This is a genomic window from Streptomyces sp. AM6-12 (genome assembly GCF_044327085.1).
Lineage (GTDB): Bacteria > Actinomycetota > Actinomycetes > Streptomycetales > Streptomycetaceae > Streptomyces.
In genome coordinates this window covers 3201632-3214131 of the sequence record NZ_JBIQWN010000001.1, presented here as the reverse complement: position 1 = coordinate 3214131, position 12500 = coordinate 3201632, and the positions used below count along the sequence as shown (strand labels likewise).

The 12500-nt window shown below is 73.0% G+C and carries 12 protein-coding genes and 1 pseudogene; 5 read left to right on the top strand and 8 right to left on the bottom strand.

Annotated features, from left to right (window positions below; genetic code table 11):
• Positions 1 to 36: 36 nt before the first annotated feature.
• On the top strand, positions 37 to 753 hold the full coding sequence (locus tag ACE4Q9_RS14490) for a response regulator transcription factor (protein ID WP_397987214.1): 717 nt from the start codon (positions 37 to 39) through the stop codon (positions 751 to 753).
• Positions 754 to 2166, top strand: a complete 1413-nt coding sequence (locus ACE4Q9_RS14485; protein ID WP_397984649.1) for an ATP-binding protein — start codon at positions 754 to 756, stop codon at positions 2164 to 2166.
• Between the two features lie 21 nt (positions 2167 to 2187).
• Here the strand turns inward: ACE4Q9_RS14485 and ACE4Q9_RS14480 are convergent, their stop codons facing one another.
• The gene (locus ACE4Q9_RS14480) at positions 2188 to 4014 is read right to left on the bottom strand and encodes a phosphatidylglycerol lysyltransferase domain-containing protein (protein ID WP_397984648.1); all 1827 of its coding nucleotides are present in this window, start codon (positions 4012 to 4014) and stop codon (positions 2188 to 2190) included.
• 111 nt (positions 4015 to 4125) lie between these two features.
• Complete coding sequence (locus tag ACE4Q9_RS14475; RefSeq protein ID WP_397984647.1) at positions 4126 to 4401, bottom strand: hypothetical protein; 276 nt, start codon at positions 4399 to 4401, stop codon at positions 4126 to 4128.
• Positions 4402 to 4499: 98 nt separating this feature from the next.
• Between ACE4Q9_RS14475 and ACE4Q9_RS14470 the strand changes: the two genes are divergently transcribed.
• Positions 4500 to 5330 carry a M55 family metallopeptidase gene (locus ACE4Q9_RS14470; RefSeq protein ID WP_397984646.1) on the top strand — a complete coding sequence of 277 codons (831 nt, stop codon included), beginning with the start codon at positions 4500 to 4502 and terminating at the stop codon, positions 5328 to 5330.
• Positions 5331 to 5461: 131 nt separating this feature from the next.
• Here the strand turns inward: ACE4Q9_RS14470 and ACE4Q9_RS14465 are convergent, their stop codons facing one another.
• Positions 5462 to 6076 carry a TetR/AcrR family transcriptional regulator gene (locus ACE4Q9_RS14465; RefSeq protein ID WP_397984645.1) on the bottom strand — a complete coding sequence of 205 codons (615 nt, stop codon included), beginning with the start codon at positions 6074 to 6076 and terminating at the stop codon, positions 5462 to 5464.
• A gap of 75 nt (positions 6077 to 6151) precedes the next feature.
• On the opposite strand from ACE4Q9_RS14465, the gene ACE4Q9_RS14460 reads away from it, so the two are divergent.
• Complete coding sequence (locus tag ACE4Q9_RS14460; RefSeq protein WP_397987213.1) at positions 6152 to 6763, top strand: peroxiredoxin-like family protein; 612 nt, start codon at positions 6152 to 6154, stop codon at positions 6761 to 6763.
• Positions 6764 to 6924: 161 nt separating this feature from the next.
• Here ACE4Q9_RS14460 and ACE4Q9_RS14455 read toward each other — a convergent pair whose 3' ends face one another.
• Entirely contained in the window at positions 6925 to 8076 is a 1152-nt protein-coding gene (locus ACE4Q9_RS14455) for a protein kinase (protein WP_397984644.1), read from the bottom strand.
• 281 nt (positions 8077 to 8357) lie between these two features.
• Between ACE4Q9_RS14455 and ACE4Q9_RS14450 the strand changes: the two are divergent.
• Positions 8358 to 8527, top strand: a pseudogene (locus ACE4Q9_RS14450) (flavoprotein); the annotation flags it as partial.
• Positions 8528 to 8659: 132 nt separating this feature from the next.
• Here the strand turns inward: ACE4Q9_RS14450 and ACE4Q9_RS14445 are convergent.
• The 4 genes from ACE4Q9_RS14445 to ACE4Q9_RS14430 form a co-directional block, all read right to left on the bottom strand.
• Positions 8660 to 9343: a response regulator gene (locus ACE4Q9_RS14445; RefSeq protein WP_397984643.1), complete on the bottom strand. Its 684-nt coding sequence runs from the start codon at positions 9341 to 9343 to the stop codon at positions 8660 to 8662.
• A complete protein-coding gene (locus ACE4Q9_RS14440) occupies positions 9340 to 10614 on the bottom strand; it encodes a histidine kinase (RefSeq protein ID WP_397987212.1) in 1275 nt (424 codons plus the stop codon). The genes ACE4Q9_RS14445 and ACE4Q9_RS14440 overlap by 4 nt, the downstream gene beginning before the upstream one ends.
• A gap of 85 nt (positions 10615 to 10699) precedes the next feature.
• A complete protein-coding gene (locus tag ACE4Q9_RS14435; RefSeq protein WP_397984642.1) occupies positions 10700 to 11551 on the bottom strand; it encodes an ABC transporter permease in 852 nt (283 codons plus the stop codon).
• Complete coding sequence (locus ACE4Q9_RS14430; RefSeq protein WP_397984641.1) at positions 11548 to 12486, bottom strand: ATP-binding cassette domain-containing protein; 939 nt, start codon at positions 12484 to 12486, stop codon at positions 11548 to 11550. The genes ACE4Q9_RS14435 and ACE4Q9_RS14430 overlap by 4 nt, the downstream gene beginning before the upstream one ends.
• Positions 12487 to 12500 lie beyond the last annotated feature (14 nt).

The following is a 12500-nucleotide window of genomic DNA, read 5'->3' as shown; positions in this document are numbered from 1 at the left end:
CGGAGGCCTTGGCAAACTGGTTCCGTGCCCCAGACTGTGCTCCTCGCCGAAGACGACCGCGCCATCCGCCACGCCCTCGAACGTGCCCTGACCCTGGAAGGGTACGAGGTGACGGCGGTGGCCGACGGCGTCGAGGCACTCGCACAGGCCCACAAGACCCCGCCGGACGTCCTCCTGCTCGACGTGATGATGCCGGGCATCGACGGCCTCCAGGTCTGCCGCGTGCTGCGCGCCGAGGGCGACCGCACCCCGATCCTCATGCTCACCGCCCTCGTGGAGACCGCCGACCGGATCGCGGGCCTGGACGCCGGCGCCGACGACTACGTGGTCAAGCCCTTCGACGTCGAGGAGGTCTTCGCCCGGCTGCGCGCCCTGCTGCGCCGCACCAGCCCGGTCCCCGCGGGCCCGGCCGGCGGCGACGGCGGCGGCCGGGGCGAGCCCCAGCTCTCCGACCGGCAGGTCGAGGCCGCCGGCGTCCGCATGGACCTCCAGGCCCGCCGCGCCTGGCGCGGCAGGCGGGAACTGGAGCTGACCCGCACCGAGTTCGAGCTGCTCGAACTGCTGGTGCGCAACGCCGGCATCGTCCTCGACCACTCCACGATCTACGACCGGATCTGGGGTTACGACTTCGGGCCCGGCTCCAAGAACCTCGCCGTCTACGTCGGCTATCTGCGCCGCAAACTGGACGAGCCCGGCGCCCCGCAGCTGATCCACACGGTGCGTGGCGTGGGTTACGTGCTGCGGGAGGACTGAGTGGGCCGCCTGCGCCGGACGCTCGCCCGGCGCCGGCCCAAGCTGGTCTCCCTGCGCACCACCTTCGCCATCTCCTTCGCCGCCGTCACCGCGGCCGTCGCGATCCTCGTGGGCATCGTGTCGTACGGTTCCGCGGCCCGGCTGGTCCGGGTCGACCAGCAGACGGTGTTCGCCCAGGTCGTGCAGGACGTACGGGACGAGGTGCGGCAGCACCGGATGGTGCCGGAGGACTTCTCCTCCTCCCGGCCCGGCCACGACCTGGTCCGGCCCGCCCGCACCGATGTGCAGGTGCTCGGCGCGCAGGGCCAGATCGTCGACCACGGCGACCCGTCGCTGCCCGTCACCTCCCACGACCGGGCGATGGCGCTCACGCGGACGGCCGGCAAGGCGGTCGAGCACAAGGACGTCCAGGTCGGCGACGACCTCTACCGCATCGCCACCGTCTCGCTCGGCGACGGACGGGGCGCGGTGCAGGTCGCGCAGGAGTTCAGCGACACCGAGGACCTGCTGCGCACGCTCCAGCAGCGGACGCTGATCCTGATGGCGGCCGTGGTGGTGGCGGCCGGGCTGTTCGGCTGGTGGCTGGCCCGCCGGATCACCCGGCGCCTGGTGGTGCTCACCTCCGCCGCCGAGGACGTCGCCCGCACCCGGCGCCTCGGCATCGAGGTGCCGGTGGCCGGCCTCGACGAGGTGGGGCGGCTCGGGCGGGCCTTCGACCGGATGCTGGGGCGGCTCGCGCAGTCGGAGGAGGACCAGCGCAGGCTGGTCCAGGACGCCGGGCACGAGCTGCGCACGCCGCTCACCTCGCTGCGCACGAACATCTCGCTGCTGCGCCGCATCGACGAGCTGCCGCCGGGCACCCGCGACGACCTGGTCGCCGACCTCACCCAGGAGGCGCGCGAACTCACCGACCTGGTCAACGAGCTGGTCGATCTCGCCGCCGGGCAGTCGGACACCGAGCCACCGCAGCGGGTGGATCTCGCCGATATCGCGGAGGACGTGGTGGGGCTCGCCTCGCGGCGCACCGGACGGGAGATCGTGCTGCGCGCGAGCGGCGACACGACGACCGACGGGCGGCCCGGAATGCTCCAGCGAGCCATCTCCAACCTGGTGGAGAACGCGGCCAAGTTCGACCGGGGAGGCCACGCGCCGATCGAGGTGCACGTCATGGGGCCGGCCCGGCCCGGAACCGTCCGGGTGGAGGTCCTGGACCGGGGGCCGGGCATCGCGGAGGGCGACCTGATCCGCATCTTCGACCGCTTCTACCGGGCCGCCGACGCGCGTTCCCTGCCGGGCTCGGGGCTCGGGCTGTCCATCGTGCGCGAGGTGGCGATGGCGCACGGGGGCGCGCCGTTCGCGTACCGCCGGGAGGGCGGGGGCGCGGTGATCGGGTTCACGGTCGGCGGGGGCTGACCGCTCCCCCGCCCAAGGCGGCTACGACCGCTCGCCCATCCCCGGCAGCGTGAGGAACCCCTCCGCCCGCGCGCTCGCCAGCCCGATGCGCGGGATGTCGCTGGACTTGGCGAAGAGGAGGAACCGCGGCTCCCACACCGGCCGGTACTTCGCGTTCGCCCGGTACAGGGACTCGATCTGCCACCAGCGGGAGAAGAAGGTGAGGATCGAGCGCCACAGCCGCAGCACCGGGCCGGCGCCGAGACGGGCGCCGCGTTCGAAGACCGAACGGAACATGGCGAAGTTCAGCGAGACCCGTCGTACACCCAACTCGCCGGCACGCAGCAGGAGTTCGACGACCATGTACTCCATCAAACCGTTCTCGCAGTCGCGGTCGCGGCGCATCAGGTCCAGGGAGAGGCCGTGCTCGCCCCAGGGCACGAAGCTGAGCAGGGCGCGCGGCTGGCCGTCGGCGTCGCGGCACTCCAGCATCACGCAGCGGCCGTCCGCCGGATCGCCGAGGCGGCCCAGGGCCATGGAGAAGCCGCGCTCGGTGGCGCCGTCGCGCCAGTGGTCGGCGCGGTCGACGAGGACGGCCATCTCATCGGCCGGGATGTCCTCGTGGCGCCGGATGCGCACGGTGTAGCCGGCCCGCTTGACCCGGTTGTGGGCCTGCCGGACCACCCGCATCGGCCGCCCTTCGAGGGTGAAGTCGGCGATGTCCACGATGGCTTCGTCACCGAGTTCGAGGGCGTCGAGGCCGTGCCGTGCGTAGACGGTGCCGGCCTCCTCGCTCGCGCCCATGACCGCCGGGATCCAGGCGTGCCTGCGGGCCTCGGCGAGCCAGGCGTCGATGGCGCCGGGCCATGCCTCGGGGTCACCGATCGGGTCGCCGGAGGCGAGGGAGACGGCGCCGACGACGCGGTAGGTGATCGCCGCCTTGCCGCTGGGGGAGAAGACGGCGGCCTTGTCGCGGCGCAGCGCGAAGTAGCCGAGGGAGTCGCGGGCGCCGTGCTTGTCGAGCAGGGCGCGCAGTCGCTCCTCGTCGGCGGCGGTGAGCAGCTGCTTGCCGCGCGGGGAGCGGAAGCAGGCGTACAGGACGAGGCAGAAGGCCCCGGCCAGCAGGGCGTTGACCGTGATGTCGGTCCAGCGGGGCGCGTGCACATGGTCGATGCGGTCGGCGAACACACCGACGCTGATGCCGCGCAGATAGGTGTAGACGATCTCGTCGGTGAGGCCCGCGCCGGGCAGTTTGTTGGTGGCGTGCACCAGCAGGGTGCCGAGGCCGCCGGTGGCCAGCAGCCCGCCCGCGCCGACGGCCAGTGCCAGCTTCGGGTTGGAGGGGTCGCCGACCGCGTTGAACTCGCGCCTGCCGATCAGCAGGGCGGCCACGAACAGGCCGGTCAGACCGGCGGAGACCCAGTTGAAGACGTGGTCGGCGTACCGGTCCTGGGTGATGAGCCCGACCACGTACACCGCCAACAGCGGCCCGGCCAGCGCGATGTTGGTCAGCCAGGCGGCGCGCTTGCGGCGCCGCATCACCAGCATCAGGAAGATCGCGAGTGCGGCCGAGACGAGACCGCCGGTGGCCAGGTACGGCGTGAAGAACGCGCCGACGTGGCGGTGCGGGTGCTCGTGGTTGAAGAGCTTGCTGGTGTTGTGCTCGTGGACCTCCTGGCGGAACGGCAGGGAGAGGACCGCCAGGACGTTGAGCACGGCGATCAACCGCAGGTACCACACCGTGGCCGAGGCCGCCGCGGCGCGCAGCCGGGGGCTGGGCGCGATCGGCGGGAACGGGCGGCGCGGGGGGCGCTCGGTGGGGGCGTGCGGGGCGGGGACGGTCGACTGGGCCGACTGCGGAGCGGGCATGGTGACTGGTCACCTTGGGGAAGGGGGGACGGGACTACGGCGAGACCCTACAGCGTGTAGGGAAATATGCGCCGGTATCGGTCTGGGACAGGAGCGTACCGGGCCCGCTTCTTACCCGGCCCTTTCCGAGCCGCGCCGGGCGGAGGCCAGTATCCACGCCAGATTCCCCACCGCGGCCCCCGCGGCCACCGCCGCGACGATCACCCCGCCGGTGGCGAGCCCGTCGCTGAACAGATGCGGGCGCCGGTCGAGGCTGTGCAGTCCGAAGCCGCACAGCTCGTACACCCCCACGGCGGCGACGAAGAGGCTGACGACGAGTACGGCGAGGGTCGGCGCGAGGCTGCGTGCGCAGACCTCGCCGCCGGGCGCCGTCTCCGTGTCCTGCATGAATCCCCCGGTGACGTGGTGGAACAGGTGTATGAACGGCCTTGTGGCTGCGGCCGATTGGGAACCTACAATACGTAGGGTCCGTTAGGGTCGGTGCCATGCGTGTGTACGTGAGTGCGGACATGGAAGGCATCACCGGCCTCGTCGACGCCGACGACGTCCAGCCGGGCGGGCGGGACTACGAGCGGGGCCGCTCCATGATGGCGGAGGACGTGAACGCGGCGGTGCGCGGCGCGCTGGCGGCCGGCGCGCGCGACGTCCTCGTGAACGACGCCCACGGCCCGATGCGCAACCTGCGCCCCGACGACCTGCACCCCGCCGCCCGGCTGGTGCGCGGCAAGCCCAAGCCGATGGGCATGCTGGAGGGGCTGGCGGAGGACTACGACGCGATGGTCTGCGTCGGCTATCACGCCCGCGCCGGCGTTCCGGGCGTGCTCAGCCACAGCTTCATGGGCCATGAGATCGAGGACATGTGGCTGGACGGCCGCCCGGTCGGCGAGATCGGCCTCGCCCACGCCACGGCGGCGGCCCTGGGCGTGCCGGTGGTGGCCCTCACGGGTGACGACGCGGCGTGCGCGGAGATGACGGAGTGGGATCCGTCGGTGGCCGCGGTGCCGGTGAAGTACGCCCATGACCGCTTCGCGGCCGAGCTGCGCCCCGCGGCCGAGGCCCACAAGGCGATCGAGGGCACGGTGGCGGCCGCCCTCACCCCGCTCCCGCCCCGCCCGGCCCCCGCCGCGGCCGAGGTGACCCTCACCGTCCGCTGGCAGTCCACCGCGGTCGCCACGACCCTGCTCGGCCTGACCGGAGTCACGGCGGACGACGGCCGCACGATACGGGTGTCCGGCCGACTCCCCTCGCTGTACCGGCAGTTCGGGGTGTGGACGAGGGTGGCGGCGTCGCTGACGGGGCAGGCGCCGTACTGCTGAGCGGGGCCGTCAGGCGCCCGGCTTGCGGGCGCGCGGCGGGACGTGACCGCGGCGTGCGAGGCGGGACGTCACCACGGCGTGCGAGGCGGCGGGTCCGGCGGACCGGTTCCGGCCGGCCTGAGCCGTAAGGCTCAGTGGTCCAGTCCGCGCAGCAGGACGGCCAGCCCGCCGAAGAACTCCCGCTCCGGGTCCACCTGCCGGGCGCTGCGCCCGGTGGCGGCCATCAGCGGGAAGTCGTCGCGGGACAGCTCCGAGATGGCGGTCGTGCCCGCGCCGGAGAGGGCGCCCAGGTGCTCCAGTTGCAGGGCGCCGTTGACGTAGGCGACCAGGCTGCGCAGGGCGATGACCCGGTCCTCGCCGTCGAAGCCCGCGCCGGTGAGCACGGTGAGGACCGTCTCCGACCAGCGGAGCAGCGCGAGCGAGTGGTGCCGGTGGGTCATGGTCAGCGGTACGACGGCGGGGTGCGCGCTCAGCGTGTCCCGCATCCGCCGCACCAGGATCCCGATCCGCTCCCGCCAGGGCAGCCCGGCGTCCGGGGCGCTGGTGTCCACCGCCGCGAGCACGAACTCCACGACCAGCAGCTCCAGTTCGCCGCGATCGCGGACGTACCGGTACAGCGCCATCGTGCTCATGCCGAGTTCCGCGGCGACCGCGCGCATGGACAGCGCGGCGATGCCCTCGCGGTCGAGGACGGCGAGCGCGGCGGCGGCCAGTCGGTCGTGGCTCAGGGAGCGGGGTCGGGGCATGGCGGTTGACAGCGTACGGCATACGCCTAACACTCGTAGGTGTACGGCATACGCCTATCAAGGAGGCCGATGTCGATGCCGATTGCCGTGCCCGGCGGGCGCCTTGTCCCCGGCGCCTCGATCACCCCGCGCACCCTGGTCCCGGTGACGGGGCCGCCCCTCGACCTCCCCGACCCCGACCCGGACCGGCTGACCCACCTCCAGTTCCGGCGCTTCGCCGGCTGCCCGGTGTGCAATCTGCATCTGCGGTCGGTCGTACGGCGGCACGCGGAGCTGAGCGCGGCCGGCGTCCGCGAGGTGGTCCTCTTCCACTCACCCGCCGACGAACTGCGGGCGCATGTGGGCGAGTTGCCCTTCCCGGTCGTCGCCGACCCGGACAAGCGCCTGTACGTCGAGTTCGGCGTGGAGTCGGCGCCGCGCGCCCTGCTGAACCCGCGGGTCTGGGGCCCGGTGCTGCGGGCGGTGCTGCGCAGCGCGTGGACGATCCCACGAGGCCGGGAACACGCACCGGCAGCCCAGCCGCACGGGGGTCGGCTGGGACTGCCCGCGGACTTCCTGATCGACGCCGGGGGCAGGATCGCCGCCGCGCGCTATGGCGAGCACGCCTACGACCAGTGGTCGGTGGACGAGGTACTGGCACGGGCGGGGGAGGCGAGGGCGTCGAGGAGCGGCGCCGGGGGGTCTTAGGGGGCGGCCCTCAGAGGTCCTTCCGAGGGGGCTCGGGACGGCCGGCGTACCCCCTCGAACCTTTCCCGGCCCGCTGCCTCGGCTGCCCTGCCCGCCCCAACCGGCCCGCGCCCCCGGTCGCAGGCCGCCCGCTCCGGGTCTCCTTGCCCGCTCAGCCGGACTCAGCTGGGCGAGAACCACGCCATGCCCGCGAGCAGCGCCAGGACGAAGAGGCCGGTGCCGCCCAGTACGGCCAGCAGCCGGGAACGGCGCAGCAGCGGCAGGCGCGGGCGGCGGCTGGCGGCGCGGTGCACGCTCGTCTGCCACTCGGTGTCCCCCGCGGGGGCGAAGGCGCCGTCGGAGGAGGGCCGGGCGGGGGGCGCGGCGGTGCGGCGTGCGGGGGTGGGCGCGTGGCGTACGGGGGTGGAGGCGTGGCGTGCGGGGACGGCGATGCGCGGACCGGTGATGAGGGACGGCTTGGACCGGCCGTGACCCTGGTGCGCGACCGGCAGCGGTTCCGGCGCGCCGCGCCAGGACCCGCGTCCGAACCAGTCCGCCACCTCCTCCGCCGTGGGCCTGCTCTCCGGCTCCTTGGCCAGCAGCCCGAGCAGATAGCTCTCGAAGGCGGGCGAGAGGTCGGTGCGCAGCCGCCGGGGCGGGACCGGGGTGGCGTCGAGGTGCTGGTGCAGCACCGCGAGCGGGCTGTCCGCCTGGAACGGCGGCCTGCCGATGAGGAGTTGGTAGAGCACACAGCCCAGGGAGTACACGTCGGACGCCGGCCCGGCCGTGCGGCCCAGGGCCCGCTCGGGCGCGAGGTAGAGGCTGGTGCCGACGATCTGACCGGTGGCGGTGAGCGCGGAGTTGGGGTCGTCGAAGAAGCGGGCGATGCCGAAGTCGCCTATCTTCAGGGTGTCGTCGGCGGCCAGCAGGAGGTTGGCCGGCTTGATGTCCCGGTGCACGATGCCCTGCCGGTGCGCGAGGGCCAGCCCGGTGGCGGCCTGCGCGGCGATGCGGGCCACCCGTTCGGGAGGCAGCGGCCCGCAGGCGCTGAGCAGCCCGTCGAGGCTGCCCCCGTCGACCAGCTCCATCACCAGGAACAGCCGGCCCTCGAACTCGCCGAAGTCCAGGACCCCGACGACGTTCGGATGGCTCAGGCGCCCCGCGGTCTGCGCCTCCAGCCGGAACCGCGAGGACGCGGTGGGGTCGGAGTCGTGGGGGAGCAGCAGCTTCACGGCGACCGGTCTGCCGAGCGTCTCGTCGAAGGCCCGCCAGACCTCCCCCATCGCGCCCCGCCCGATGGTGTCCCGCAGCCTGTATCGGCCCGCTATAAGCACGTGTTCTTCATCCTCATGCCCAAAGACGTCTGGATCGCCGCAGGCCGTGACTCACCGCGGGAGCGGATCAGTTGGGAGGGTGCCGCAGCGGCCCAAGCGTATCCGGCCGAGCGGGCGCTCGCGGCGCGCTCGGGCACCGGACGGCACGGACATCGCCCCCGATCCCGAGACATCCGGACATCCGCGACCGCCGCCGTACGCTTCCTGAACCGCACCACGTCAGCCCGCCGGCCGAAAGCCCCCAGACGACCGAACCGACCAATCGGGACAAGTAACCGTTCATGTACGTCGTCGTGTGCGCGGCGGGTGTCGCCCATGGCGTCGGCACGCTGATCACCGCCGCGCAGGAGGCGAGTTGGGGTGTCGGCGTCGTCGCGACACCGCAGGGCCTGCGCTTCCTCGCCCACTGCCTCCCGCGGACGCCATCGCGGTCGCCCCGGCCTCATTCAACCGGAGACCGGAGACGGGATTCGGCAGGACGATCGAGTCGCCCCCTGTCCGGGTGCTTTGCCGCGTGCGCCTCTGGTGCTTCGACGGAAGAGGTGCCCGCGCCTTCGAGCCCAAGGGCTTCGATCTCTTTGTCCTACGGTCGTCGAGGTCGGCCGGCCTGGGGGCGCGTCAGGCCGTGGTCGTAGGCGAAGATGACGGCCTGGACGCGGTCGCGGGCGCCGATTTTAAAGAGGACGCGGCCGACGTGGGTCTTCACCGTGGATTCCGACAGCACGAAATGCGTGGCGATCTCGCCGTTGGACCAGCCCTTGCCGATGGCGACGAGGATCTCGCGTTCGCGGTCGGTGAGGGCGTTCAGGCGCGGATCCTCGGCACCGCCCTGGCCGCCGGGCGGCACGAGCCGGGCGAATTCGTGCAGCAGACGGCGGGTGAGGGCGGGGGCGATGACCGCGTCGCCGCCGGCCACGGCACGGATCCCGGCGAGGAGTTCCTCGGGGCGGGCGTCCTTGAGCAGGAAACCGCTGGCTCCGGCGCGCAGGGCCGCGTAGACGTACTCGTCGAGGTCGAAGGTTGTCAGGACGAGGACGCGGGAGCGGTCGCCGGCGGCGACGATGCGGCGCGTGGCCTCGATACCGTCCATGCCCGGCATGCGTACGTCCATGAGGACCACGTCGGGGCGGAGTTCGGCGGCCTTGCGCACGGCCTCGGTCCCGTGTGCGGCCTCGCCGACCACATCCGTCTCGGGTACGGAGTCGAGGAGCATCCGGAAGCCGTACCGCTGGAGCGGCTGGTCGTCCACGATGAGCACGGTCGTCACCGGGCACCGCCCCCGGAGGCGAGGTCAAGGGCGGCGCGCACCGTCCAGCCGGCGCCGGCGGGGCCCGCGCTGACGTGTCCTCCGTAGAGGGCCGCTCGTTCCCGCATGCCCACCAGACCGTGTCCTTCCTCGTTCGTCGCGCCGGGTCGCCCGGCCGGTGCGGCCGGGCCGGAGTCCTGGACGGTGATGGTCACCCGCGTGTCCTCGATGACGATCGCCAGGCTCGCACGGGCGCCGGCACCGGCGTGTTTGAGGCTGTTGGTCAGGGCTTCCTGCACGATGCGGTAGACCGCGAGCTGCACCCCGCTGTCGAGCGCGTCGACGTCACCGGCCGTACGGTAGACGACCCCCAGACCGGCGGCGCGCACCCCCTCGCACAGCGCGTCGATGTCCGCGAGACCGGGCTGCGGGGTCAGTTCCGGCTCGGCCCGCGGGCCGTCCGCCTCGCGCAGCACGCCGAGCACCCGGCGCAGTTCGCTCAGCGCCTGGCGACCGGTGTCCCCGATGAGGTGCAGGGCCTCCATTCCGCGCTCCGGGGCGGCGGCGGTGGCGTAGGCGCCCGCGTCGGCGAGGGTGATGATGACGGACAGGTTGTGGCCGACGATGTCGTGCATCTCGCGGGCCACCCGCGTCCGCTCGGCCGCGACGGCGAGTCTGCCGCGCTGGTCGCGTTCGATCTCCAGCCGTGCCGCACGGTCCCGCAGCCCGGCCAGCTGGGCCCGCCGGATGCGGATCATCAGACCGAGCGCCAGGGCCGCGGTCGCCGTGCTCAGCAGGAAGAACAGCGCGTCCCAGACCGACATCGCCGCCGACACCGTCGCCGCGACCAACCCGAGCGCGCCCGCTGTCGCCGCGCAGGCCCAGGGCAAGTGCCGCAGCCGTCCGTGCAGGGCCAGGCTGTACAGGGCGACGAAGAGAGCCACGTCCGCACGGAGCGCCGCGCCGAGCGACCACTGGAGCACGAACACGGCCGTGACCGCGCCGAAGGCCACCGCGGGCGCCCGGCGTCGCCACAGCAGGGGCAGCACCAGCCCGCCTTGCAGGGCCAGCATCCCCGCCACCGGCAACCGGGTGAAGGCCATGCGGAAGCGGCGCGGGCCGTCACCGTCCCCGTCCCCCTTGATCGTGCCGACCGCGTGCAGCACGTCCGGCAGGCAGAACATCAGGAAGACCAGCACCACCACGGCGGTGTCCAGCACCCACGGCCGGGCGCGGTCGGCGTACCGCAGCCGCTGGCCGACCCGGCCGAGCCGGGCGACCAGCGGCCCCATCCCGCTGAGATCCTCGATGGTCGAGGTGGTCGAGGTGGTCGGGGAGGTCACGGACGTCACCAGCCCATGATGCGGGTGGCCGCGCTCAGACGTCGCTGCGCAGCAGCCGGTACGCCGCCCCGGCCAGCGCCAGAGCCGTCCAGCCGAGGAAGACCAGCAGTCCGGCACCCGGCGACAGGGTGGTCGAGTCATGGGTCAGGGCGAAGATCGACTCGCCGGCGTTGCTCGGCAGGTAGGGATCGATGTCGCCCTGCCACGAGGTGGGCAGCAGGGAGACCAGTCCGGGTACGAGCATCAGGGCGGCCACGAGCACCGAGATGCCGCCGGCCACCGATCGCAGCAGCATGCCCAGAGCGGCACCGATCACGCCGACCAGGCCCAGGTACAGCCCGGCGCCCAGCAGGCTGCGTACGACGCCGGCGTGACCGAGGCCCATGGCGGCGGGCGTGCCCGACACGATCCGGCTGCCGACGAGGAACGCGATGAACGCGCCGGCGGTGGCGACCACCAGGGCGACCAGTCCGTACGCCGCCGCCTTCGACCACAGCACCGGCAGGCGGCGCGGCACCGCGGCCAGGGTGGAGCGGATCATGCCGGTGGAGTACTCGCCGGCCGTGACCAGCACGCCGAGTACGCCGAGGGCGAGTTGCGCGAAGTTCGTGCCGAAGAGGGACAGGCTCGCGGCCGTGGCGGTGGCGAAGTCGCGGTCCATGTGCCGGCCGGAGCCGAGGTTCGACTTGTAGTGGCTCGCGGCGATGACGCCGAAGACGACGAGGAACACCAGGCCCAGGCCGAGGGTGATCCAGGTGGAGCGCAGGCTCCAGAGCTTGGCCCACTCCGAGGCCAGTACGCGTCGTCCGGTCACCCGGTAGGCGGGCCGGGCGGGAGCGGCCGGGGCGGTCTCGGGGGTCTCGGGTGTCGCCGTGAGGGTGCTCATGCCGCGCTCCGGGAGGTCTCGGTGCCGGTCGTGGAGCCGTGGTACTCCACGGCGTCCCTGGTCAGTTCCATGAATGCCTCCTCCAGCGAGACGGCCTTCGTGGTCAGCTCGAACAGCGGGATCCCGTGCTTGGCGGCCGTCAGCCCGATCTCGCGGGCGGACACCCCGGTGACCTGGAGTTCCTCGGAACCGATGCGGCCGGTGATCTCCACTCCCGGCCCGGCCAGTACGTCCCGCAGCCGCGCGGGGTCGTCCGTCGCGACCTTCACGGTGTCGCCGCCCGCCTCGCGCACCAGGTCGGTGACGGTCGTGTCGGCCAGCAGCCGTCCCCGCCCGACGATGATCAGGTGATCCGCCACCAGCGACACCTCGCTCATCAGGTGCGAGGAGACGAACACCGTACGTCCTTCGGCCGCGAGGCCGGTGAGCAGGTTGCGGATCCAGAGGACGCCCTCGGGGTCCAGCCCGTTGACGGGCTCGTCCAGCATCACGGTCTGGGGATCACCGAGCAGGGCCGCGGCGATGCCGAGCCGCTGTCCCATGCCGAGCGAGAAGGCACCGGCGCGCTTCTTCGCGACGCTGCCGAGGCCGGCCAGTTCGACGACCTCGTCGACCCGGCGGCGCGGAATGCCGTGGGTCAACGCGAGGGCGTGCAGGTGGTTGTAGGCCGAGCGGCCCGGATGGATCGACTTCGCCTCCAGGAGCGCCCCGACCTCCTGGAGCGGCGCCTGGTGGCGGGCGTACCGCTGTCCGTTCACCGTGACCGTGCCGCTGGTCGGCGCGTCCAGCCCGACGATCATGCGCATCGTCGTGGACTTGCCCGCGCCGTTCGGGCCGAGGAAGCCGGTGACCGCGCCGGGCTTCACCGTGAAGCCAAGGCCGTCGACCGCTGTCTTCTCCCCGTACCTCTTGGTGAGCTGCTGAGCCTCGATCATGCGTGTTCTCTCTT

What these genes read in the sequence shown, in the direction of transcription:
- ACE4Q9_RS14440 (WP_397987212.1), bottom strand. Translation starts at nt 10,614, where the DNA reads ATGGGGCCGCTGGTCGCCCGGCTCGGCCGGGTCGGCCAGCGGCTGCGG.
- ACE4Q9_RS14460 (WP_397987213.1), top strand. Translation starts at nt 6,152, where the DNA reads ATGCCGATTGCCGTGCCCGGCGGGCGCCTTGTCCCCGGCGCCTCGATC.
- ACE4Q9_RS14480 (WP_397984648.1), bottom strand. Translation starts at nt 4,014, where the DNA reads ATGCCCGCTCCGCAGTCGGCCCAGTCGACCGTCCCCGCCCCGCACGCC.
- ACE4Q9_RS14430 (WP_397984641.1), bottom strand. Translation starts at nt 12,486, where the DNA reads ATGATCGAGGCTCAGCAGCTCACCAAGAGGTACGGGGAGAAGACAGCG.
- ACE4Q9_RS14475 (WP_397984647.1), bottom strand. Translation starts at nt 4,401, where the DNA reads ATGCAGGACACGGAGACGGCGCCCGGCGGCGAGGTCTGCGCACGCAGC.
- ACE4Q9_RS14435 (WP_397984642.1), bottom strand. Translation starts at nt 11,551, where the DNA reads ATGAGCACCCTCACGGCGACACCCGAGACCCCCGAGACCGCCCCGGCC.
- ACE4Q9_RS14470 (WP_397984646.1), top strand. Translation starts at nt 4,500, where the DNA reads ATGCGTGTGTACGTGAGTGCGGACATGGAAGGCATCACCGGCCTCGTC.
- ACE4Q9_RS14465 (WP_397984645.1), bottom strand. Translation starts at nt 6,076, where the DNA reads ATGCCCCGACCCCGCTCCCTGAGCCACGACCGACTGGCCGCCGCCGCG.